We start from the raw sequence: 21,846 nt of genomic DNA, 5'->3' as shown, positions 1-21,846 counted from the left end.
GCTGATCTCACTCTCTAGCTCAGGGACGGCACCCCCGCAGTCCAGCCGCCCTGCGAAGCAGACGGCCTCTCCCGGCGGAACACGCCCGGGAGGAAGAGGTTTACGGGGATGTGGCGTGTCACCAGTGGACACGCCGACAGTCAAGGTTACGGGGCCGCAGCCGAACGGGTCAAACCGGGCCCGGTGGGGAGTGCGACTGGTCACATGGACCAGCCGCACCCGCCCGGGGTTCAGCCCTCGTCGGTGGAGGCGGTGACGGAGGACGGGTTCGTCTGCTCCGCCGCCGCGGTCTTCTTCGACGTGGTCTTGGCGGCCTTCTTGGCCGTCGTCTTCTTCGCGGCCGTCTTCTTGGCCGCGGTCTTGGTGGCCGCCGTCTTCTTGGCGACCGCCTTCTTCGCCGGGGCCTTCTTGGCGGCCTTGCGAGCGGCCGTCTTCTTGGCCGGAGCGTCCGCCTCGACCTCGGCCTCGGCGACCGGCGCTTCCTCCACCACGGCCGACGGTACGACCGTCACGGCCGCCTCCTCGGACGCGGTGGGCGCGGTCGCCTTGCGCACGGCACGACGCCGCGGGCGGGCCGGAGCCGCGCTCTCGGCGGGCGCGGGCGCCTCGGGCTGCTCGACGGGCGCGGGCGCCTCGACGACGACCGGCGCGGCGGCCTCGGTGACCGTCACGACGGCGGCCTCCTCGGACCCGGCCGGCGAACCGGCGGGCGCGGTCGCCTTACGGGTCGCACGACGGCGCGTACGCCCCTTGGGCGCGGCGTCGTCGACCACCGGAGCCTCGACGACCGGCGCGGACACCGGGGTCTCCTGAACCGCGGGAGCCTCGACGACCGGGTCTTCCACGGCAACGGGCTCGGCCTGCGCGACGGCGGCCGGCTCGGCCTCCTCACGCACCTCGCGCGACTGCCGCTCGCCCCTCGGCGCACCGGCCGGAGCCGACGCCCGCCGGCTCGTCCGGCGCCGCGAACGCCCACCACGGGTGGCCGCGGCCTCCGCCTCGGCGGCGCTGCTGTACAGATCCTCGTCGGGCCGGAACTCGGACTCGGCGAACGGCACCGGCGTGGCGACCTCGGCGGCGACCTCCGCCTCGGTCTCGACCTCGTCGTCGGCCACATCGTGCTCGTGGTCGTGCTCGTGCGTGTCGTGGACGTCCTGCCCGTTGCCGTCGCCACCGCGCCCGCGCCGCTTGCGCTTGCCGCCGCCACCGACCGAGGTCGGCTGCTCCATGTGCACGATGACACCGCGGCCGTTGCAGTGGACGCAGGTCTCGGAGAAGGACTCCAGCAGGCCCTGTCCGACGCGCTTGCGGGTCATCTGGACCAGGCCCAGCGAGGTGACCTCGGCGACCTGGTGCTTCGTACGGTCGCGCCCGAGGCATTCGAGCAGGCGCCGCAGGACCAGGTCCCGGTTGGACTCCAGGACCATGTCGATGAAGTCGATGACGACGATGCCGCCCAGGTCGCGCAGCCGCAACTGGCGCACGATCTCCTCGGCCGCCTCCAGGTTGTTCCTGGTCACGGTCTCTTCGAGGTTGCCGCCCTGACCGGTGAACTTGCCGGTGTTGACGTCGACCACGATCATCGCTTCGGTCTTGTCGATGACCAGCGAACCGCCGCTGGGCAGCCAGACCTTGCGGTCCAGCGCCTTCATCAGCTGCTCGTCGATGCGGTACGTCGCGAAGACGTCGACCTCGGAGGTCCAGCGGGACAGCCGGTCGGCGAGGTCGGGGGCGACGTGCGCGACGTAGCCGTGGATGGTGTCCCACGCCTCGTCGCCGCTGACGACGACCTTGGTGAAGTCCTCGTTGAAGATGTCGCGCACGACGCGGACGGTCATGTCCGGCTCGCCGTACAGCAGAGTCGGCGCGTTCGAGCCGCCGCCGCTCTTCGCCTTCTTCTGGATGTCCTCCCACTGCGCCTGGAGGCGCTCGACGTCGCGGCTCAGCTCGTCCTCGCTCGCACCCTCGGCGGCGGTGCGCACGATGACGCCCGCGTCCTCGGGGACGATCTTCTTGAGGATGGTCTTCAGCCGGGCCCGCTCGGTGTCGGGCAGCTTGCGGCTGATGCCGGTCATGGAGCCCTCGGGGACGTACACGAGGTAGCGCCCTGGGAGGGAGACCTGGCTGGTCAGGCGCGCGCCCTTGTGCCCGATCGGGTCCTTGGTGACCTGCACGAGGACCGACTGCCCGGACTTCAGGGCGGACTCGATACGGCGCGGCCCGTGGGCCATGCCGAGCGCCTCGAAGTTGACCTCACCGGCGTACAGGACGGCGTTGCGTCCCTTGCCGATGTCGATGAACGCGGCCTCCATGGAGGGCAGCACGTTCTGGACCTTGCCCAGGTAGACGTTGCCGACGTACGAGGTCGACTGCTCCTTGTTGACGTAGTGCTCGACGAGCACGCCGTCCTCCAGGACGCCGATCTGCGTGCGCTCACCGCTCTGCCGGACGACCATCACGCGCTCGACGGCCTCGCGGCGGGCCAGGAACTCCGCCTCGGTGATGATCGGGACGCGCCGGCGCCCCTGCTCGCGGCCTTCGCGGCGGCGCTGCTTCTTGGCTTCGAGGCGAGTGGAGCCCTTGATGGACTGCACCTCGTCGCTGGGGTGGTCGTCCTTCTTGGCGCGCGGCTCGCGGACCTTGACGACGGTGCGCTCGGGATCGTCGCCCGACGCGGGCGTCTCGCTCTCGCCGCCCGAGTCACCGGCGCGACGACGCCGACGGCGCCTACGACGGCTGCTGCTGGACCCGGAACCGCCCTGGTCGTCGTCCGCCTCCTCGGCGTCCTCCTCGACCTGCTCGGCGGTGTCCTCGGAGTCCTGGGCGGCCTGCTCGGCGGCGTACTCCTCGTTGTCGTCGCCGTCGTCCTCACCGGTGGCGGACTCGCCACGGCGACGACGGCGGCCACCACGACGGCGGCGGCGGCGCGACCCGGTCTCCTCGGCCTCGTCACCGTCGGCGGAGTCCTCGGCCTCGTCGGCCTCTTCGGGCTCCTCCTCGGCTACGACAGCCTCGACGACGGCGGGCGCCTCGGGCTCGGCCTCGAAGGCGGCACCCCGGCGACGACGCCGGCGACGCCCGCCGGTCTCTTCCTCGACAACCTCCACGGCGACGGGCTCCGCTACGACGACGACCTCTTCCTCGTCGTCCTCCACGGCCTCGGCGGCAGCGGCCGCCGCGGCACGCTCCGGGGTCTGGAACATCGGCTCGGTGAAGACGGGCGCCTGGAAGACGGCCACAGCGGGCCGCCTCGGCCGACGCGGTCCGTCCTCCTCCTCGGCGCTGTTCCCGTTCTTGGGCGCGGGCGCGGAGAACCCAGCGGCGGGGGTCCGCACGGCCCGGCGCCGACGTCGCGGCCCGGAGTCCTCGGCGGGCGCCTCGGCGGCGGTGTTCGTCTCCGCGGCGTCCGCGGTGGTCTCGTCGTTCACAGGGGCCTCCTCGCCCACGGGCGTCCCGGCAGGCGCGGACACACGGCGCGTGGCGCGACGACGGCTCCGACGCGGGCCCGCATCCTCATCGGACGCGGCGGCCGCGGAACCTTCGGTCACTTCTTCGGTCACTGAGGTCTCCGCGGTGGCTTCAACGCTCTCGGCGGCCTCGGGCGCACCGGCGGGTGCCGACACCTTCCGGGTGGCACGCCGACGCGTACGCCCAGCGGGCGCAGCCTCTTCCTCCACGGCGGCCTCTACGACGGCGGGCGCCTCGGCGACGACAGGCGCGGCCTCGGGCTCCTCCACCGGCTCGGCCACGGCAGCCGGGGCAACGGTCTCGGGGGCGGTCACCCGGCGCGTGGCACGACGGCGGCCACGGCGCGGCGCGGCGTCCTCGTCGGACACGACGTCCGGCGCGGTCTCCTCGACGGCGACGGGCGCGGCGGCGGCAACGGCCGGCACCACGATCTCGGCCGCCTCGGGCACCTCACTCGCCTCGGGCGCACCGGCGGGCGCGGACACCCGTCGAGTGGCACGCCGACGCGTACGCCCGGCAGGCGCGGCTTCCTCCGCGGCAGCAGGAGCCTCGGCAGTCACAGCGGCCTCAACAGGCGCGCTGACCTCGACGCTCTCGTCCTGCTTCTCGTCGCTCACCTCGGCCGGTATGGCCGGAGTGCTGCTTTCGACGGCGCCCTCGGGGGCGGCCGGCGGTCCCGCGGGTCGAGACGCGGCGCGGCGCCTACGGCGCGGCGGCAGCGTGTCGCTCGGGGTGTTCGGTTCGGAACCCTCGGTGGGTTCGGTCGGTTCGAGCATGCGGGCGTTTCTCCCGTCAGGCTCCCGGGCGCCGCGCCTGGTCCGGCAGGGATGCCGGTGACGTCCGCGGCTCGCGCGTTGCGCGGTGCCGCCGTCCGGGGCGCGGGCGCCGCACGGGAGCTCTCTGTGTCCTGTCTCGCCGGTTCCGTACGCCCAGATGCGGACGGCCTGGCGAAAGTCTTGTGGTCGGTACGCTGCCCGACCCAGGTGGCTCCCGAGTCAGAGGGCGGCGCTACGACATCGGTCCCTGCGCGGAACCTTCCCTACACCGGCGCCTTCGCGGCGGCAGCTTCGGCGACCGGTGGATTCCCGGTCACTACTGCCTCGCGGTCGGGCGCGAGCGGGTCGGTCACCGTGCCGGTCTCTTCATCGAACAGCCCCTGCGCCAGCCTGGTCACCGCTGCGGCGACCGGCGGCGCCAGGTCGGCCACGGCGCGAAGACCGGACAGGACGTCGTCGGGTCGAACGGCAGGCGTCACGTGCCGAACAACCAACCGGAGTATCGCACAGGCCTGGTCGGTAGGCCTATCAGCCTGTGGACGAAGCGTCTCAAGATGCGCTACAGCGGGTCGGGCGTCGAACGTCCGCATGCCGTTCTTAGCCATGCGCTGGACCTCTACGCTCTCGGCCGCGTTGAACGCGGCCACCGCGCGCTCGGCGTCCTCGGGCGCCACCCCGTCCAGCCGCAGCTCCCACACGGAAGCCGTGAGCCGGTCGGCGAGCCCGGAGGTCCGGGCCTCGACCGCGTCGATGATGTCGAGCCCGACAGGCATCGACTCGTCGAGCAGCTCGCGCAGCTTGTCGGGGTCGCGCTCGGCGGTGAGCGCGATCTCCAGGTATTCCGCCTCACTGCCCGTGCCGGTGGGTGCGGCATTGGCGTACGACACCTTCGGATGCGGCGTGAACCCCGCCGAGTACGCCATCGGCACCTCGGCGCGGCGCAGCGCACGCTCGAAGGCGCGCTGGAAGTCTCGGTGGCTGGTGAACCGGAGGCGGCCGCGCTTGGTGTAGCGCAGTCGGATGCGCTGCACCGCGGGTGCGGGCGGCGGGCCTTCGGGCTGTCGCTTGCCCAGTGTCCTAGTCCTTCGTGAGAACGGTCGTACTTCTACCAAGAGTACGTGTGTCGTCGCTCATCGGTTCCCGCAGCTCCACCGGCTCGGGCTGCCGGGGCTCGCCGAAGACCATCCGCCGGAAGTCGGCACGGGCCTGCCGGGCGGACTCGCGCGCGGCCGTCAGCACCTGCCGGGTGACCCGTCCCACAGCGCGCGCGGCCTCGGCGGCGGGCCGCAGCACCAGGTCCCGTACGACGTGTCCGACCGGGGTGAGGACCGTCCGGTACACCCAGCTCACGGGCGCGACGAAGATCCACCGGAAGAGGGTCCCGAGGGCCCGTCCCACGGCGAGCGAGATGTGCCCGGCGATCCGCCAGGCGTGCCCGAGGGCGTCCCACACCTCCCGCCCGACGACGGCGAGCACGCGCCCGACGGGTGTCAGCACCCAGCGCCAGAGGCCGATCGCGGGCAGCACGAGCAGAATCCGGGCAGCCCAGTAGAGGACGAACCCGACCCCGGTACCGACAGCCCGCACGAGCCACACCAGCCCCCGCCCGCACCAGGCGACCGCGTGCCCGACCGGCGTGAGGATCCAGGCGTACAGCCACCCGGCGGGCACGACGAGCAGATACCGCCCGAGCCAGGCCACGCCTGCGGCCACCCCGTTGACCACCCACGCGCACGCGTGCCCGACGGGAGTGAGCACGCGCGCGTACGCCCACGCCAGCCCGCCCCCTACCTGCCGGGCGACCCGCGCGAGGCCGTGCCCGACCGGGGTGAACACATGCCGGTACAGCCAGCCGAGCGGCACAAGGACAAGAAGGTTGGCGAGCCAGCCGAGCGCCTTGGCGAGCGGCACGACGACGTACCGCCACAGCGTCACCCAGGGCCACACGAACACCGCGCGCGCCAGTGGCCGCAGCACCGTCCGGTACAGGAACCGTCCGCCGGCCACCAGCCCGTCCCACACCAGCCGGACCGGCACGACCAGCACGAGCACGACGATCCGCACCGGGACGCGGATGGCGACGGCGAGACATCCCTCGGGCGGCCGCGGCGACGGCCGCGCGGGCGGCTTCTCGAATTTCCTGGGGGCGTCCATACCGGGCAAGACGCCTCAGCTCCCCGTCCGGGTCCGGATCCAGTACCGCAATTTCCCGTCCCGCTCGTCCTCGAACTCCCCGCCACCGGCCTCGATCACCTTGCGGGACGCGATGTTGGTGGCGTCACAGGTCACGAGGACCGGATCCAGGCCGAGTTCACGAGCGTACGGCAGCACGTCACGGAGCATCGCGGTCGCGTGCCCACGGCGACGGGCGCCCGGCCGGACGCCGTAGCCGATGTGGCCGCCGTAGTCGAGGAGCCACTGGGTGAGGCGGTGCCGTATCTGGATCCGGCCGAGGTAGGTGTCGCCGTCGACGTACCAGTACCAGGTGTTCGGCACGAAGCCCTCGGGCCGGCGCCCGTCCTCCGACTCCTCCTCGCGCACCGACTCCACGTACCGCGTGAACCCCGCCGGCTGCCGCCAGGTGCTGCCGTGCTCCCGCAGTTCACGCGCGAGCGTGCCGCCGAAGAAGTCGTCCTCGACGATGTGCTCGTACACGGCGTCCAGGAAGGAGACCCGGAACCGGGCGTCGGGCAGGATCAGTTCAGGCATCGGTCAAGGGTAGGGGTCGGTACGGCCGACGGGGACGTGCAGGAGTCGGGGCGAGGAGGCGAAGCCGCGGCGGGCGTAAGCCGGGATCGCCCGGGGCGAGGAGTGGACGGTGACCCGTTCGAGCCCGAGGTCCTGGGCGCGGGCCAACACCGCTTCCACCAGCCGTCCGCCGACACCGCCGTCGCGTTCGCCGGGGACCACGTACACGCACTGCAGATCACCGCTGGCCCGCCGCAAGGCCTGCGGACTCGGCACCCGTTGGACCACGGCCAGCCACGCCATCCCGATGAGCACGCCGTCCCGTACGACGACCATGCACCGGTGCGAACTCCCGTGCTCCGCGGCCCAGTTGACGAAGTGCCGGACGAACTCCTCGCGGGTGGTGACGGGTTGCTCCCCGTTCTCCAGAATCCAGCGCCACCGGAGCCCCGCGACGGCGTCCAGCTCGGCGGGTTCGGCGGGGCGGATCGTGATGTCGTCCACCCGTGCATTGTGCGGCGGTTCAGCGGTCGTCGGCAGGGGGCGCCAGCAGCGCGTCGACGATCTCCCGCAGGGGCGCGGCCAGTTGGTCGGCGGTCGCGTCACGCAGGGGGCGCAGGCCTACGGCGGACCGTACGACGGCGACGCCGACGCCGAGCGCGACGAGGAGTTCCGCGCGCAGCAGGCGTTCGTCGTCCTCCCCCGCCGGGCCCTCGCCGGACGCTTCGAGGATCTGGCGGCTGAACTCGTCCAGGGCCTTGCGGCGCAGGGCGTCCACGCGTTCGTCGCCGGAGCCGCGCAGCAGCATCAGCACGGGGTGTTCGCCGAACTCCGGCCAGGCACCGGCGGACAGTTGACGACTGAGCGCCTCGGCGAGACCGGCCCGGTCGTGCGGGAACTCCTCGTCTCGGCCCAGAAATCGGGGAGTTGAGGCGAGGGCCGCCTTGAACAACCCCTCCTTCGAGTCGAAGTACCGCTTGATGAGCGCCAAGTTGACCCCGACGTCGGCGGCGACGTCCCGCAACGTCGTGCGGTCGTACCCGAGCCGGGTGAACCGGCTACTGGCGGCCTCCAGGAGCGCCTGCCGGGTCGCCGCAGCGTCCCGCCGCCGGGGCTCGTCGGCCTCATACACGTCACCCGTCACCACCGGCGACCTCCCTCGACCAGCTCAAGTAATCACTCGTTGACATGACTACAGGGCATGGTTACGTTAGGCAAGTAATCACCTGTTGACTTAGTGACCGAGCACTCAGCTCGCGGAAGGACCCCGGTGTCCGAGCAAGCCCTCCTCGTCATGGACGTCCAGCGCATGATCGTGGACCGTTACCCCGACCCGGCCTATCTGCCGCGCCTGCGCGAGGCGATCGACACGGCCCGCGCGAACGGCGTCCGCGTGATCTACGTGATCGTCGGGTTCCGCCCCGGCGCCCCGGAGATCAGCCCCCGCAACAAGCTGTTCGGGAGGCTCGCGGGCGCCCCCGCGTCGGCCGCGACCGAGGCCAACGAGATTCACCCGGACGTGGCCCCCGAACCCGGCGACATCGTCGTCACCAAGCGCCGGGTGAGTGCGTTCGCGGGCAGTGACCTCGACATGATCCTGCGGGCGAACGACATCGACCACCTGGTCCTGACGGGCATCGCCACCAGCGGCGTCGTCCTGTCCACCCTCCGCCAGGCCGCCGACCTGGACTTCACCCTCACCGTCCTGTCCGGCGCCTGCCTCGACAACGACCCCGAGGTCCACCACGTCCTCACGGAGAAGGTGTTCCCGAGGCAGGCGGAGGTGACGACGGTGGCGGACTGGGTGGCCGCCGCGCGCTGACCCCCTCCCCCAACACCCGTCATCCCGCCGGGACTTCAGCCCTGTGCCGTGGGCCTGACGACGATCTCGTTGACGTCGATCTCCGCGGGCTGGTTGACGGCGTAGACGATCGCCTCGCCGATCGCCGTCGCGGGGATCGCGATGCCCATCATGTCCTCGGCGACCGCGCGCATGCCCAAGTCGCCGATGCCGTCGGTCAGTTCGGTACGGGTCAAGCCGGGGCTGATCACGGTGACGCGCAGGTCGCGGCTCTCCTGCCGCAGGCCTTCGGAGATAGCGCGGACCGCGTACTTGGTGGCGCAGTAGACGGCCGCGGTGGGGTCGACGCGGTGCCCGGCGACCGAGGCGACGTTCACGATGTGCCCCGCACCCTGCTCGCGCATGACGGGCAGCACCGCGGCGATGCCGTGCAGGACACCGCGGATGTTCACGTCGATCATGCGGTTCCACTCGTCGACCTTCAGGGCGTCCAGCATCGCCAGGGGCATCACGCCCGCGTTGTTGACGAGCACGTCGACACGGCCGTACGACTCCCGCGCGGCCCGGACGAAGTCCCGCACGCTCTCCAGGTCCGTCACGTCCAGCTCGCGGTGGTCGGCCGTGCCCCCGGCCGCCCGGATCTCCTTGACCACGGCCGCGAGGCGGTCGGCGCGCCGGGCGCCGAGGAACACCCGGTGTCCCGCCGCGGCCAGCAGCCGGGCCGTGGCCTCGCCGATACCGCTGCTCGCGCCGGTGATCAGGACGACCTTGCCGGTACGGGACGTGGGGGTGGAGGTGGTCATGGGGAGCCTTTCGCATGAACCCGAACGCGCGACGGTGTTCCACCGCGCCCTCCGAGCATCGGCGGGATCGACCCGATGAGGCAGGACGAGGCTTCCGGGGTGTGCCACTCCTAGGAAGCGGGAGCGGGGAAGCGGGACCGCCGTAGGCTTTTGGAATGGACGGCATGGACGGTACGGACGGTTACGCGCTCGGTGACTTCCTGCGTGCGCGGCGGTCCCGGCTGACGCCCGCGGAGGTGGGTTTTCCCAGTTCCGGGGCGCGCCGGGTGGCCGGGCTGCGGCGCGAGGAGGTCGCCGTGCTGGCCGGGGTCAGCGCCGACTACTACGCCCGGCTGGAGCAGGGCCGCGAGCGCAGCCCCTCCGGCCAGGTGGTCGACGCCATCGCGCGCGCCCTGCGCCTCGACACGGACGCCCGCTGGCACGCGTACCGCCTGGCCGGCCTGGTCCCGAGGCCCGCCCCCGCCGAGCCGTCCGACGAGGTGGACCCGGCGCTGCTCCAGTTGATGCACGCGTTCCCGACGGCGGCGGCGTACGTCATCAACCGGCGCCTGGAGGTCCTCGCGTCGAACGCGCTGGCCGACGCGCTTCTCGCGCCCCTGGGCGACCGCCGCCGAATGGTCCGCTCGCTGTTCCTGGACCCCGCGGCCCGGGAGCTGTTCGCCGACTGGGAGCACGTCGCCCGCTGCTCCGCCGAGGCGCTGCGCCTGGCCACGGGGCACGACCGGGACGACCGCGAACTCGGCTCCCTGATCACCGAACTCCTGGGCGGGAGCGAGGAGTTCGCGACGTTCTGGCAGGACCACAGCGTCAGCCGCCCCGGCCGCCGGTCCAAGACCTTCAACCACCCGGACGTGGGCCGCATCACCCTCACTTACCAGACGTTCGACGTGCAGAGCGCCCCCGGCCAGTGCCTGCTGGTCGGCACGGCGGAGCCGGACACGGAGGACGCGGCGGCGCTGGCCCTGTTGGGGTCCCTGCACGCGGCCGGAACCCCGAAGGCGCCCCAGCCGTAAGGGAGTTAACGCCCGGCGAGCCAGTCCGTGTAGTGGGTGGCGGTGATGCGGGCGCCGTCCGGGGCGGTGAGGACGTCACCGGGGGCGACGGCGAACATGCCGGCGTCGTCGTCGGTGACCACGGAACCCGCGCCGCCCCTGGCGGTCAGGGTGATCCGGCCGAGGTCGTCGAGGGGGTAGACGTCCGGGCCGCCGATGTTGAGGACGCCGTTCAGCGGGGCGCCCGCCGCGACCTCGGCGACGACGGCGGCGACCTCCGCGGCGGCGATCGGCTGGATCGGCGTACGCGGCAGCCGGACGGTGTCGCCGTCGGTGGTCATGGCGAGGGTCGCGTCCATGAACTCCATGAACTGCGTGGCACGGACGATGGAGTACGGGACCGTCCCGCCCTTGAGGAGATCTTCCTGGAGGACCTTCGCCCGGTAGTAGTCCAGCCCGGAGACCTGGTCCACGCCGACGATGGACAGGATGACGAAGTGCCCGAGCCCGCCCTTCTCGCTCGCGGCGAGCAGGTTGTCCATCGACGTCTGGAAGAAGCCGATCGATGCGTCGTCGAAGGTCGGTGAGTTCGTCAGGTTGACGACGACGTCGGCCCCCGCGACGGCCGCCTCCAGCCCCTCACCACTGATGATGTCCACGCCGGTGGACTGCGAGTGCGGCACGGCCTGGTGCCCCGCCGCGTTCAGGTTCCGCACGACCTGCGACCCGATCAGCCCGGTTCCGCCGATGACTGCGATCTTCATGGCCTACGCCTTTCGTGGATGACTGACGTCACCTGACTGCCGCCAGATGACCGATGCCGAATGCCCGATGCCCGATGTCCGATGTCCGATGTCCGATATGTACCGCCGAGCGATCCCGACGGCATCCCAAGACCAAACTCGGACACTTTCCATCCGAGATAATACTCGGACATAACATATCCGAGTCAACCGGAGTCTGAGTAAAATGAGCGGGTGAAGATGTCCGGCGGAGTCGAGTGGGCCCTGCACTGCTGCGTTGTCCTGACCTCGACCCAGGCCCCGGTCCCGGCCGCCCGCCTGGCCGAGTTCCACGACGTGTCCCCGACCTACCTGGCCAAACAGCTCCAGGCCCTCTCCCGCTCCGGCCTGGTCCGCTCGGTGCAGGGAAAGTCCGGCGGCTACGTCCTGACCCGCTCCCCCGCGTCGATCACGGTCCTCGACGTCGTAGAGGCGATCGACGGCCCCGACCCGGCCTTCGTCTGCACGGAGATCCGCCAACGCGGCCCCATGGCCACCCCGCCCGACGCCTGCACCACACCGTGCGCGATCGCCCGCACGATGGCCGCGGCCGAGTCGGCCCGCCGGGACGCCCTGCGCTCCGTCACGATCGCCGACCTGGCACGCGACGTGGAATCGGACTCCGGGGAGGGGACGCTGGCGGGGGTCGGCGTGTGGCTGGCCTCGGACTGACCGATGAGTTCCGGAGCCCGGCGCGGTCTACCCCCGTACCAGGGACAGCCACGCCCACAAGTTCTGTGAGGGACCATGACCGCCGACGCACTGCCGCCCGTCGTTGACACCACGACGTGGGAGAACCAGCTCGCCACCCTCCGCGCCCGCGAAAAGGCCGCGACCCGGGAGCTCGACGCCATCGCCGCCGAGCGCCGTCGCCTGCCGATGGTCGAGATGCCGGACTACACCCTCGACGGCGCGGACGGCCCCGTCCGGCTGGCCGAAGTCTTCGACGGCAAGCGGCAGTTGATCGTCTACAACCACATGTGGTTCGCCGGGAAGGAATGGCAGTGCCCGGGCTGCACCGGGTTCACCTCGCAGTACACCCGCCTGGAGTTCCTGGACAGCTACGACGCCCGGTTCGTCATCGTCACCCAGGGCCCGATCGACGAGGCGCTCGCCTACAAGGAGCGGGTCGGCAACCGGATGCCGTGGTACTCGACCGCGAACAGTTCCTTCGGCGCCGATGTCGGCGCCCCGCCGGACGGAGGATTCGCGGTCAACGTCTTCCTGCGCGACGGCGACACCGTCTACCGCACCTGGCACACCAACGGCCGCGGCACCGAGCAGCTCAGCCACAGCTTCGCCCTGATCGACCTCCTGCCCTACGGCCGCCAGGAGGAATGGCAGGACTCCCCCGAGGGCTGGCCCCAGTCACCCACGTACAGCAGGTGGGCGGGGTCCAAGGAGATCGCCGCGGCCTACGGCCCCTCGGACCCCGTCAGTTGACCGACGCACCCGCTCAGTGCGTGTGCCCGCTCCCCGCCGGCTGCTTCGACGGCCGTCAGTCGTAGAAGAACAGCTCAAGATCCTCGATGGAGCCCGGCCCGGTCAGAAAACCCTCTGCCTGGGCAATCTCGTTCCGTGGTGGCAATCTGCGCTGTCGGAGCTGGGTCGCCCATATCTCGCCCTGCTCACCGACCGCATAGATTCCGGACAGCAGCTCGGCCATGCCCGCAGGGTGCGTCGGGCTCTGCCCCACGACGGGTTGGAGCTCCCACCCGCCTGCCCGAGCGGCCAGCCGGATCACCCCGGCCCAGTTGGCGACCCGCCCGATACGTACGTGCCACGCATCCTCGGTGAACGGCGCCGGTCGGCCGCCGTGCAGGGCGTTGGTAGCAGCCCTGATGTCCGCTGTCACCTGCCGTTCGACGCCATCACGGACCCAGCGCCCTTCCTGTGCTTCCTCGATGGCTGCGGAACACCACTCCCATGCGCCCTCCAGCCGGGCCGTGAACGTATCCATGCCGACAGGTTTCCATGGGCGCCGCCGTCTTTGAGGCCTCCCGTTCCGGTCCAGGTGGTCGCCTCAGGGGGAAACGCCTCGCTGGGTACCGCCCTAAAGAAGGGTGCGCTCCTGATACGGAGCGATTCCAGCTACCCGAGTGAGGGTCTCCTCACCGTGAATCGCCCTTGGTGAGGATGCCCCGCGGGCATCACAGAGCACGAAACAGGTCTTGGACAGGACCGGTGATCAGGCCGCACGGTGGAGTCGAACCTGCCGGTGATCATTGGCGCCAGCGCGCCAAGACCCCACAAGCAAGACAAAGAGGACTCCTGATGGTTGACAGGACTACATCCCTTCTCGTGTCCGAGTCGGTCGACCATGGCGTCTTGATCCCTCTGGACGTTTATTTCGACGACCTTGACCCCTACGGGATGCTGCACAACGGTCGTTACACCGTGCTGGTCGAACGTGCTTGGAACATGTACGCGATCAGCCTGGGCTTCGGCGCATCCGAAGAGACCACGCCGACCCATTACGTCGTGAAGGCGGTCGCCATCGTCTTCGACCTCCCGGTGACGGGCAACGGGGAGATCGCCGTCCACCTCTGGACCGAGCGGGTAGGCCGTACATCGGCGACGACCGGCTTCCGCGTGTGCAGTCGTGATGGCAGCACCACGTACGCACATGGGACGCGGACCATCGTGAATGTGAGCGGGGAGACGATGCGCCCCACCGAGTGGTCCGAGGACCATCGAGCGGGGTTCGATCGCATCCAGGGCCCCGAAGCCTGAGTTCCCGCGTTCAAGCCCTCGGGCCGGTGGGCTCGCCCGCTTTCACGAGCCTCCGGGTGGAACGTTCACCATCCCCCGGCCGGCTTCCGGACGTGGGCCCTGGCGGGACGAACACGCCCGGCTCGGCCCGCAGCATGCCCACGTCGGCCGGACAGTCCCCGCCGAGTGCGACCGCCAGGGCCACATCCAGCGCCAGGGCCGCATCCCGCAGGATCTCCCCGGATCGCGCACCGCCCGCGCCTTGCGCCACGGTGCCGGAGCCCTCAGGCCCACTCCACGTCAGAGACAACCTGCGACGATCTGCGGGGAACCTCCAGGGCGTGGCAACGGCGTCCGGCGAGAGACCGGCGGCGCCGACGGGCGAGGGCGCGAAACGCCAACTGCGGCCACCACAACGGCCGCTTACTCCTGGCTCGCGCCCGCCAGCGCTCGCAGCACCCGATCCAGTGCCTCGCCCATCTCAGTTCAGTGCGAGTGCCCGCCAGGCGCCGGAGCAGCGTTCTTGACCGCAAGAGGCAGCAGCTTCTTACCGGTCGGCCCGATCTGGATGGACGTGTCCATCTGCGGGCACACCCCGCAGTCGAAGCACGGGGTCCACCGGCAGTCCTCGACCTCGGTCTCGTCGAGGGCGTCCTGCCAGTCCTCCCAGAGCCAGTCCTTGTCCAGGCCCGAGTCCAGGTGGTCCCAGGGGAGGACCTCCTCGTAGGTCTTCTCACGGGTGGTGTACCAGTCGACGTCGACGCCGAAGGCGGGCAGCGTCTTCTCGGCGCAGCGCATCCAGCGGTCGTAGGAGAAGTGCTCGCGCCAGCCGTCGAAGCGGCCGCCGTCCTCGTAGACCGCGCGGATGACCGCGCCGATGCGGCGGTCGCCGCGCGACAGCAGGCCCTCTACGATGCCCGGCTTGCCGTCGTGGTAGCGGAAACCGATCGAGCGGCCGTACTTCTTGTCGGCGCGGATCTTGTCGCGGAGTTTCCCGAGACGCGCGTCCGTCTCCGCCGCCGAGAGCTGCGGAGCCCACTGGAACGGCGTGTGCGGCTTGGGGACGAAGCCGCCGATCGAGACCGTGCAGCGGATGTCGTTCTGGCCGGAGACCTTGCGGCCCTCGGCGATCACCTTCATCGCCATGTCGGCGATCTGGAGGACGTCCTCGTCGGTCTCCGTCGGGAGGCCGCACATGAAGTACAGCTTCACCTGGCGCCAGCCGTTGCCGTACGCCGTCGAGACCGTGCGGATCAGGTCCTCTTCCGAGACCATCTTGTTGATGACCTTGCGGAGGCGTTCCGAGCCGCCCTCCGGCGCGAACGTCAGGCCGGACCTACGCCCGTTCCTCGTCAGTTCGTTCGCCAGGTCCACGTTGAACGCGTCCACGCGGGTCGACGGGAGGGACAGGCCGACCTTGTCCTCCGTGTAGCGGTCCGCCAGACCCTTCGCGATCTCGCCGATCTCCGAGTGGTCCGCCGACGACAACGACAGCAGGCCTACCTCCTCGAAGCCCGTCGCCTTCAGGCCCTTCTCGACCATCTCGCCGATGCCCGTGATCGACCGCTCGCGCACCGGCCGCGTGATCATGCCGGCCTGGCAGAAGCGGCAGCCGCGCGTGCAGCCGCGGAAGATCTCGACCGACATGCGCTCATGGACCGTCTCGGCGAGCGGGACCAACGGCTGCTTCGGGTACGGCCATTCGTCCAGGTCCATCACCGTGTGCTTGCTCACCCGCCACGGGACACCGCTCTTGTTCGGTACGACCCGCGCGATGCGGTGGTCCGGCAGGTACTCGACGTCGTAGAAGGCCGGGATGTAGACCGAACCCGTCTTCGCCAGGCGGAAGAGGACCTCCTCGCGGCCGCCGGGGCGGCCCTCCGCCTTCCAGGCTCGGACGATCTTCGTCATGTCGAGTACGGCCTGTTCGCCGTCGCCGATGATCACCGCGTCGATGAAGTCCGCGATCGGCTCGGGGTTGAAGGCCGCGTGGCCGCCCGCCAGCACGATCGGGTCGTCGAGCGTCCGGTTCTTCGACTCCAGCGGGATGCCCGCCAGGTCCAGGGCGGTGAGCATGTTCGTGTAGCCGAGTTCGGTGGAGAAGGAGAGACCGAAGACGTCGAACGCGCCCACCGGGCGGTGGCTGTCGACCGTGAACTGCGGGACCTTGTGCTCCCGCATCAGCGCCTCCAGGTCCGGCCACACGCTGTACGTGCGCTCGGCGAGGACGCCCTCCTGCTCGTTCAGGACCTCGTAGAGGATCATGACGCCCTGGTTGGGCAGGCCGACCTCGTACGCGTCCGGGTACATCAGCGCCCAGCGGACATCGCACGACTCCCACGGCTTGACCGTGGAGTTGAGCTCGCCGCCGACGTACTGGATCGGCTTCTGCACCTGCGGGAGCAGGGCTTCGAGCTGCGGAAACACGGACTCTGCGGCCGCAGCGACTTCGGCAGGCATCTCGCGAACCTTCGTGAGCGGGACTGAACGGACGGGTGACCATCCAGACTAACGCGATCCCGGACCTCACCCGTACGCACCAGCCGTCACACCTGGACGGACCCCTCGGCCACGATCCCCTCCCACGCCTCCGGCAACGCCGCCTCCACCCCGGCCGCCCGCTGCTCCTCCCGCCCGTACAGCACCCCGTACGTGAACGAGCTCTCCCCCGCCGCGTGCGCCACCGCGGACAGCTCCCGCAGGGTCACCCGGACCATCACGCTGTCCTGGTGCTCACCGAGCAGGCTGGTCAGCGCCTTCATGGACTTGGCGAGCGCGCGGGCCGAGGTGCCGAGGGCCGGCGTCGCCGCCTCCGCCGCGTACCGGGTGCGCTTGGCCTTCTTGCGGGCCTCGTGCAGCGCGAGGTCGCGGTCCGCGCCGGGCGGCGCCTCGACCGCCTCCTCGACGAGCGCGGAGACCTTTCCGAAGTCCTTGCGTACGGCCTTGCCGATCACCTTGGACGGATCGCCCGCGGCGGCCTCCAGGAGGGGCGGGCCGGCGATCACCGCGTCCAGGGTGTCGAGGAGCGTGAGGTAGCGACGGGAGTCCAGGACGCCGATCAGCCGGCCGCGTGATCCGCCGTGCCGGGCGTTCGCCCAGGTGTCCAGGCGGGTGCGGATCGGGCCGGAGACCAGGGTGGTGGGCAGCTCGCCGAGGACCGTCGTCAGGCGTTCGGTCACCACTTCCCGATCACGGTCCACACCCAACTCGCCTGCCAGCCACCGCAGTTCCTCGCCGATCGGGTCGGTGACCGTACGGTCGAGGACCTTGCCGTACGAGCGGAACGTGCTGCGCAGCCGGCGGGTGGCGACGCGCATGCGGTGGACCGAGTCGTACGCGTCCTGCCGTACGGCCGGGTCGAGTTCGAGGATCGCGTCACGCTGGGCGCGGGCGTAGGCGAGGACGTGGTCGCCGGCGCTGACCGGTTCCGCGGGCTCCGCGGGCACGGGCGCCGCCTTGCGCTTCTTCTTCTTCGACCCCGACTTGCCCGACCCCGACTTGCCCGACCCCGACTTTCCCGACCCCGGCGTGCGAGCCGTCTCCTCCAGCGCCCTGGCCAGCTTGGAGGCGGACGACGACGGCCGTACGCCCGCCTTGCGCAACCGTTTCTCCACCTGGTCGAGGAACACCGGGTCGCCGTCGTCGGCGAGTTCGACCTCGATCTCGGTCCACTGGGCGGTGCCGCCGCCCTCGGTGAGGCGTTCCGCGTGCACGGCGTCCACGCTGACCTCGGCGAGGAGCTTGCCCTGGGCGTCCATGAGGTGGCGTACGTCGCGGTCGGAGCGCAGGCGGACGGCGGGCAGCAACTCGGCCTCGCGGACGCGGGAGCGGACCAGTGCGGCGAGGGTGTCCGGCACGGTGTCGGAGAGCGGTTCCCGGATCTCGTCGCGGACACCGGGCGCGACCGGCACCTTCAGATGCCAGCCCGCGTCGGAACCGCCGGTGCGGCGGCGCAGGGTCAGCGCGGCGGCGGCGAGGCGCTCGTCGGCCGTGTCGTAGTACACGGCGTCCAGACTCACGACGCCCTTGTCGATGACGGCCTTCACCCCGGCGACGCCGGTCAGGTCGGGCAGACCACTCTCGTCGGACTCGTACTTACGCTCGATCTCCCGCTTTGTGTCCGCCATGACCTGAATCTAGTTGCTGACCGGCCAGGATGGCAGGGCGCGTCCCAAATGGGCCCCGGGGAAACCCTGGTGGACAGGACGGTGGCGGCCACGCGAGGACGGCGTCTACGCGGACATCGGGCGCTGCACCCGGATCGACTGGAGCAACCCCACCGCTAGCCACACCGCGAACATCGACGTACCTCCGTACGACACGAAGGGCAGTGGCAGGCCGGTGACCGGCATGATGCCGAGGGTCATGCCGACGTTCTCGAAGGCCTGGAAGGCGAACCAGGCGACGATCCCGGCGGCGACGATCGTGCCGTAGAGCTCGGTCGAATCGCGGGCGATGCGGCAGGCGCGCCACAGGACCACGCCGAGGAGGACGAGGATCAGGCCCGCGCCGACGAAGCCCAACTCCTCGCCCGCGACCGTGAAGACGAAGTCCGTCTGCTGTTCGGGGACGAACTGGCCTGTCGTCTGGGAGCCGTGGAAGAGGCCCTCGCCGGTGAGGCCGCCGGAGCCGATCGCGATGCGGGCCTGGTTGGTGTTGTAGCCGACGCCGGCCGGGTCGAGGCTCGGGTTGGCGAAGGCGGCGAAGCGGGCGATCTGGTACTCGTCCAGGAAGTGCAGCTGCCACACCGCGATCGCGCCCAGGGTGCCCGCGCCGAGCAGGCCGAAGATCCAGCGGTTGGAGGCGCCGGAGGCCAGCAGCACGCCGAGCACGATGATGACCATGACCATGACCGAGCCGAGGTCGGGCATCAGCATGACGATCATCATCGGGACCGAGGCGAGGCCCAGGGCCTGGAGGACCGTGCGGTGGTCGGGGTGGGGCTTGTCGCCCGCGTCGACCCGGGCGGCGAGGATCATCGCCATGCCCAGGATGATCGTGATCTTCACGAACTCCGACGGCTGGAGCGAGAAGCCGCCGCCGAGCACGATCCAGGAGTGCGCGCCGTTGACCGTGGAGCCCAGCGGGGTGAGCACCAGCAGGATGCCGAACACCGAGGCGCCGTAGAGGAACGGGACGACGACGCGCAGGGTGCGGTGGCCGACCCAGATGACGCCGATCATCAGGGCGATGCCGATGCCGGTGTTCATCAGGTGCCGGAGCAGGAAGTAGTACTGGTCGCCCTGGTTGATCTCGGTGCGGTTGCGGGTCGCCGAGAAGACGAGGAGCGAGCCGATCAGGGACAGGCCGACCGCCGACAGCAGTATCGGCCAGTCCAGTCGGCGTGCCATCGAGTCACGGGCGAACACCCGCGTCCAGCCGGCCCGGTCGGGCCCGTATCCGGAGACGGAGAAGCTGTTGCCGGTCACGTGAGCATCCTCCGGTTTCCCCTTCTGCGCGGACGCCTGCGGGTGTTGCTGTTGGTGGACGGTGAGGGCGAGGTGGCCGGCTGCTGGGTGTCGTCCGCGGGTGTGACGCCGCCCTCGGTCGCCTTCTCCTGCTGCTTCTCCAGCTCCTTGGCCGGGTCGGCGGTGATCTTCGGGGAGGCGATCGTGCCGTCGGCGCGGACCTTCGGCAGGCTCGTCTGCGGCGAGGGCAGCATCGCCTTCTTCTTGTCGATGGAGCCGTCGGCCTGGACGCCGTACATCGCGTTGTAGATGTTGCGCACGGCCTCACCGGAGGCGCCGGAACCCGTACCGGCCTGCGCGATCGTCATGACGACCGTGTAGTCCTTGGTGTAGGTGGCGAACCAGGAGGTGGTCTGCTTGCCGTAGACCTCCGCCGTACCCGTCTTGGCGTGCAGCGTGATCTTGTCCTGCGGCCAGCCCTGGAACTTCCAGGCGGCGGTACCGCTGGTGACCACGCCCGCGAGGGCCTTGTCGATGCCCTTGTGCGTGGCCGCGCTGATCGGCAGCTTGGCCTTCACCTGCGGCTTGATCTCCTGGACCGTCTTGCCGTCGGCGCTGACGATCGCCTTGCCGATGGTCGGGACGTACTCGGTGCCGCCGTTGGCGAGGGCGCCGTAGACCATGGCCTCCTGGATCGGCGTGACGAGGGTGTCGCCCTGGCCGATGGAGTAGTTGATCGAGTCGCCCTCGCGCATCTTGTTGCCTTCGAGGCAGTTCTCGTACGCGATCTGCTGGACGTACGTGCCGCCCTTCTTGCCGGTCTTGCACCAGTAGGCCTTGTTGGCCTCGTAGGTCTGCTGCTTCCACTTGCGGTCCGGGACGCGGCCGGTGACCTCGTTCGGGAGGTCGACGCCGGTGATCTTGCCGAGGCCGAACTGGTGGGCCGCCTTGTAGAAGTAGTCCTTCGGCTCACCCTTCTTCGGGTTGATGCCGCCGTCCTTCTTCCACTGGGCGTCGGCGAGACCGTAGAAGACCGTGTCGCACGAGACTTCGAGCGCGCGGCCCAGCGAGATGGGGCCGAAGTTCTCGCCCTCGAAGTTCTTGAAGACCTGGCCGCCCACCGAGTACGAACTCGTGCAGGGGTAGCCGCCGTCCCAGGTGTAGCCGGCCTCGACCGCGGCGGCCGTGGAGACCACCTTGAACGTCGAACCGGGCGCCGACTGACCCTGTATGGCCCTGTTGAGGAGCGGGTAGTCGGAGTTCTTGCCGGTGAGCTGCTTGTAGTCCTTGGCGGAGATGCCGCCGACCCAGACGTTCGGGTCGTACGTCGGCGCGGACGCCATCGCGACGATCCGGCCGGTCTTGGCCTCCATCACGACGACGGCACCGGAGTCGGCCTTGTAGTTCTCGCCGGTGATCTTGTCGAACTGCGTGCGGGCGGTCTTCATCGCCTTGTCCAGCTGGTACTCGGCGACGCGCTGCACGCGGGCGTCGATGCTGGTGACGAGGTTCGAACCGGGCTGCGGGGCATCGGACTTGGCCTTGCCGATGACGCGGCCGAGGTTGTCGACCTCGTAGCGGGTGACGCCGGCCTTGCCGCGCAGCGCCTTGTCGTACTCGCGCTCCAGGCCCGAGCGGCCGACCTGGTCGGAGCGCAGATACGGCGAGTCGGAGTCCTTGGCCTGGGTGATCTCGTCGTCGGTGACCGGCGAGAGGTAGCCAAGGACCTGGGCCGCGTTGGCGTCGCCGGGGGCCGCGTAACGCCGGACGGCCTCGGGCTCGGCGGTGATGCCGGGGAAGTCCTCGGCGCGCTCGCGGATCTGGAGGGCCTGCTTGGCGGTGGCCTCGTCGGTGATCGGGATGGGCTGGTAGGGCGAGCCGTTCCAGCAGGGCTGCGGGGTCTTCGCGTCGCACAGCCGGACCTTCTGGATGACGTCCGCGGGCTTCAGGCCCAGCACGCCGGCCAGCTTGGTGAGGACGGCCCTGCCGTCGTCCGCCTGCTTCAGCAGGTCGGTGCGGGAGGCGGAGACCACGAGCCGGGTCTCGTTGTCGGCGAGGGGCACACCGCGCGCGTCCAGTATCGAACCGCGCACCGCGGGGTCGACGACCTGCTGGACGTGGTTGCCGGACGCTTCCTTCTGGTACGCGGCGCCCTCACGGATCTGGAGGTACCAGAGGCGCCCGCCGAGGGTGCCGAGGAGGGAGAGGACGAGGATCTGGATGACGACGAGCCTGATCTGAACCCGTGGAGTCCGACCGGTCTCAGGAATGTTAGTCATGGGCGAAGCCCATCCCTTTGAGGGTGGTGGTGGGAGACGGGTGGGCGTTGGTCACTTGTGCTGCCTCCCCCTCTCAGTGCGTGTACACGATGCGTGTATGAGTCATATACGACGGACCTGTGAGTCCGTGGGTCAAC

At 70.5% G+C, this 21,846-nt stretch carries 18 protein-coding genes; 5 read left to right on the top strand and 13 right to left on the bottom strand.

From position 1 onward, the window contains the following. Positions 1 to 230: 230 nt before the first annotated feature. The 6 genes from OG194_RS31265 to OG194_RS31240 form a co-directional block, all read right to left on the bottom strand. A complete protein-coding gene (locus OG194_RS31265; RefSeq protein WP_327404126.1) occupies positions 231 to 4,244 on the bottom strand; it encodes an Rne/Rng family ribonuclease in 4,014 nt (1,337 codons plus the stop codon). 263 nt (positions 4,245 to 4,507) lie between these two features. Further along, complete coding sequence (locus OG194_RS31260; RefSeq protein ID WP_327404125.1) at positions 4,508 to 5,275, bottom strand: TIGR03936 family radical SAM-associated protein; 768 nt, start codon at positions 5,273 to 5,275, stop codon at positions 4,508 to 4,510. A 46-nt stretch (positions 5,276 to 5,321) separates the two neighbouring features. Next, a complete protein-coding gene (locus OG194_RS31255) occupies positions 5,322 to 6,398 on the bottom strand; it encodes a hypothetical protein (RefSeq protein WP_327407264.1) in 1,077 nt (358 codons plus the stop codon). A 15-nt stretch (positions 6,399 to 6,413) separates the two neighbouring features. Further along, the gene (locus OG194_RS31250; RefSeq protein ID WP_327404124.1) at positions 6,414 to 6,953 is read right to left on the bottom strand and encodes a GNAT family N-acetyltransferase; all 540 of its coding nucleotides are present in this window, start codon (positions 6,951 to 6,953) and stop codon (positions 6,414 to 6,416) included. A gap of 3 nt (positions 6,954 to 6,956) precedes the next feature. Beyond that, a complete protein-coding gene (locus tag OG194_RS31245) occupies positions 6,957 to 7,436 on the bottom strand; it encodes a GNAT family N-acetyltransferase (protein WP_327404123.1) in 480 nt (159 codons plus the stop codon). Positions 7,437 to 7,455: 19 nt separating this feature from the next. Continuing rightward, positions 7,456 to 8,076 carry a TetR/AcrR family transcriptional regulator gene (locus tag OG194_RS31240; protein WP_327404122.1) on the bottom strand — a complete coding sequence of 207 codons (621 nt, stop codon included), beginning with the start codon at positions 8,074 to 8,076 and terminating at the stop codon, positions 7,456 to 7,458. A gap of 126 nt (positions 8,077 to 8,202) precedes the next feature. On the opposite strand from OG194_RS31240, the gene OG194_RS31235 reads away from it, so the two are divergent. Then, positions 8,203 to 8,754: a cysteine hydrolase family protein gene (locus tag OG194_RS31235; protein ID WP_327404121.1), complete on the top strand. Its 552-nt coding sequence runs from the start codon at positions 8,203 to 8,205 to the stop codon at positions 8,752 to 8,754. Between the two features lie 35 nt (positions 8,755 to 8,789). Here OG194_RS31235 and OG194_RS31230 read toward each other — a convergent pair whose 3' ends face one another. Further along, on the bottom strand, positions 8,790 to 9,536 hold the full coding sequence (locus OG194_RS31230) for an SDR family oxidoreductase (RefSeq protein WP_327404120.1): 747 nt from the start codon (positions 9,534 to 9,536) through the stop codon (positions 8,790 to 8,792). A 164-nt stretch (positions 9,537 to 9,700) separates the two neighbouring features. Here OG194_RS31230 and OG194_RS31225 point away from each other — a divergent pair, with 164 nt between their 5' ends. Further along, positions 9,701 to 10,549 (top strand): helix-turn-helix domain-containing protein, encoded by an 849-nt coding sequence (locus OG194_RS31225; protein WP_327407263.1) that lies wholly within the window; start codon positions 9,701 to 9,703, stop codon positions 10,547 to 10,549. A gap of 5 nt (positions 10,550 to 10,554) precedes the next feature. Here the strand turns inward: OG194_RS31225 and OG194_RS31220 are convergent, their stop codons facing one another. Further along, positions 10,555 to 11,292, bottom strand: coding sequence for an SDR family oxidoreductase (locus tag OG194_RS31220; protein WP_327404119.1), 738 nt, complete (start codon positions 11,290 to 11,292; stop codon positions 10,555 to 10,557). Between the two features lie 219 nt (positions 11,293 to 11,511). Between OG194_RS31220 and OG194_RS31215 the strand changes: the two genes are divergently transcribed. Both OG194_RS31215 and OG194_RS31210 read left to right on the top strand, forming a co-directional pair. Next, on the top strand, positions 11,512 to 11,982 hold the full coding sequence (locus OG194_RS31215) for an RrF2 family transcriptional regulator (protein WP_327407262.1): 471 nt from the start codon (positions 11,512 to 11,514) through the stop codon (positions 11,980 to 11,982). A 75-nt stretch (positions 11,983 to 12,057) separates the two neighbouring features. Continuing rightward, complete coding sequence (locus OG194_RS31210; RefSeq protein WP_327404118.1) at positions 12,058 to 12,753, top strand: DUF899 domain-containing protein; 696 nt, start codon at positions 12,058 to 12,060, stop codon at positions 12,751 to 12,753. A 55-nt stretch (positions 12,754 to 12,808) separates the two neighbouring features. Here the strand turns inward: OG194_RS31210 and OG194_RS31205 are convergent, their stop codons facing one another. Continuing rightward, positions 12,809 to 13,270 carry a hypothetical protein gene (locus OG194_RS31205; protein ID WP_327404117.1) on the bottom strand — a complete coding sequence of 154 codons (462 nt, stop codon included), beginning with the start codon at positions 13,268 to 13,270 and terminating at the stop codon, positions 12,809 to 12,811. Positions 13,271 to 13,611: 341 nt separating this feature from the next. Between OG194_RS31205 and OG194_RS31200 the strand changes: the two genes are divergently transcribed. Further along, positions 13,612 to 14,043, top strand: a complete 432-nt coding sequence (locus OG194_RS31200; RefSeq protein WP_327404116.1) for an acyl-CoA thioesterase — start codon at positions 13,612 to 13,614, stop codon at positions 14,041 to 14,043. A 465-nt stretch (positions 14,044 to 14,508) separates the two neighbouring features. Here the strand turns inward: OG194_RS31200 and OG194_RS31195 are convergent, their stop codons facing one another. The 4 genes from OG194_RS31195 to mrdA all read right to left on the bottom strand — a co-directional run bounded on the left by OG194_RS31195 (position 14,509) and on the right by mrdA (position 21,709). After that, positions 14,509 to 16,482 (bottom strand): TIGR03960 family B12-binding radical SAM protein, encoded by a 1,974-nt coding sequence (locus OG194_RS31195; RefSeq protein WP_327404115.1) that lies wholly within the window; start codon positions 16,480 to 16,482, stop codon positions 14,509 to 14,511. An 86-nt stretch (positions 16,483 to 16,568) separates the two neighbouring features. Further along, positions 16,569 to 18,149 (bottom strand): CYTH and CHAD domain-containing protein, encoded by a 1,581-nt coding sequence (locus OG194_RS31190; RefSeq protein ID WP_327404114.1) that lies wholly within the window; start codon positions 18,147 to 18,149, stop codon positions 16,569 to 16,571. A 105-nt stretch (positions 18,150 to 18,254) separates the two neighbouring features. Then, entirely contained in the window at positions 18,255 to 19,451 is a 1,197-nt protein-coding gene (gene rodA, locus OG194_RS31185) for a rod shape-determining protein RodA (protein WP_327404113.1), read from the bottom strand. After that, positions 19,448 to 21,709, bottom strand: coding sequence for a penicillin-binding protein 2 (gene mrdA / locus OG194_RS31180; RefSeq protein WP_327404112.1), 2,262 nt, complete (start codon positions 21,707 to 21,709; stop codon positions 19,448 to 19,450). The genes rodA and mrdA overlap by 4 nt, the downstream gene beginning before the upstream one ends. Positions 21,710 to 21,846: the final 137 nt, after the last annotated feature.

It is taken from the genome of Streptomyces sp. NBC_01288 (assembly GCF_035982055.1).
Lineage (GTDB): Bacteria > Actinomycetota > Actinomycetes > Streptomycetales > Streptomycetaceae > Streptomyces.
Note: the sequence above shows the minus strand (reverse complement) of the source record. Positions and strands in the feature narration are given on the sequence as shown.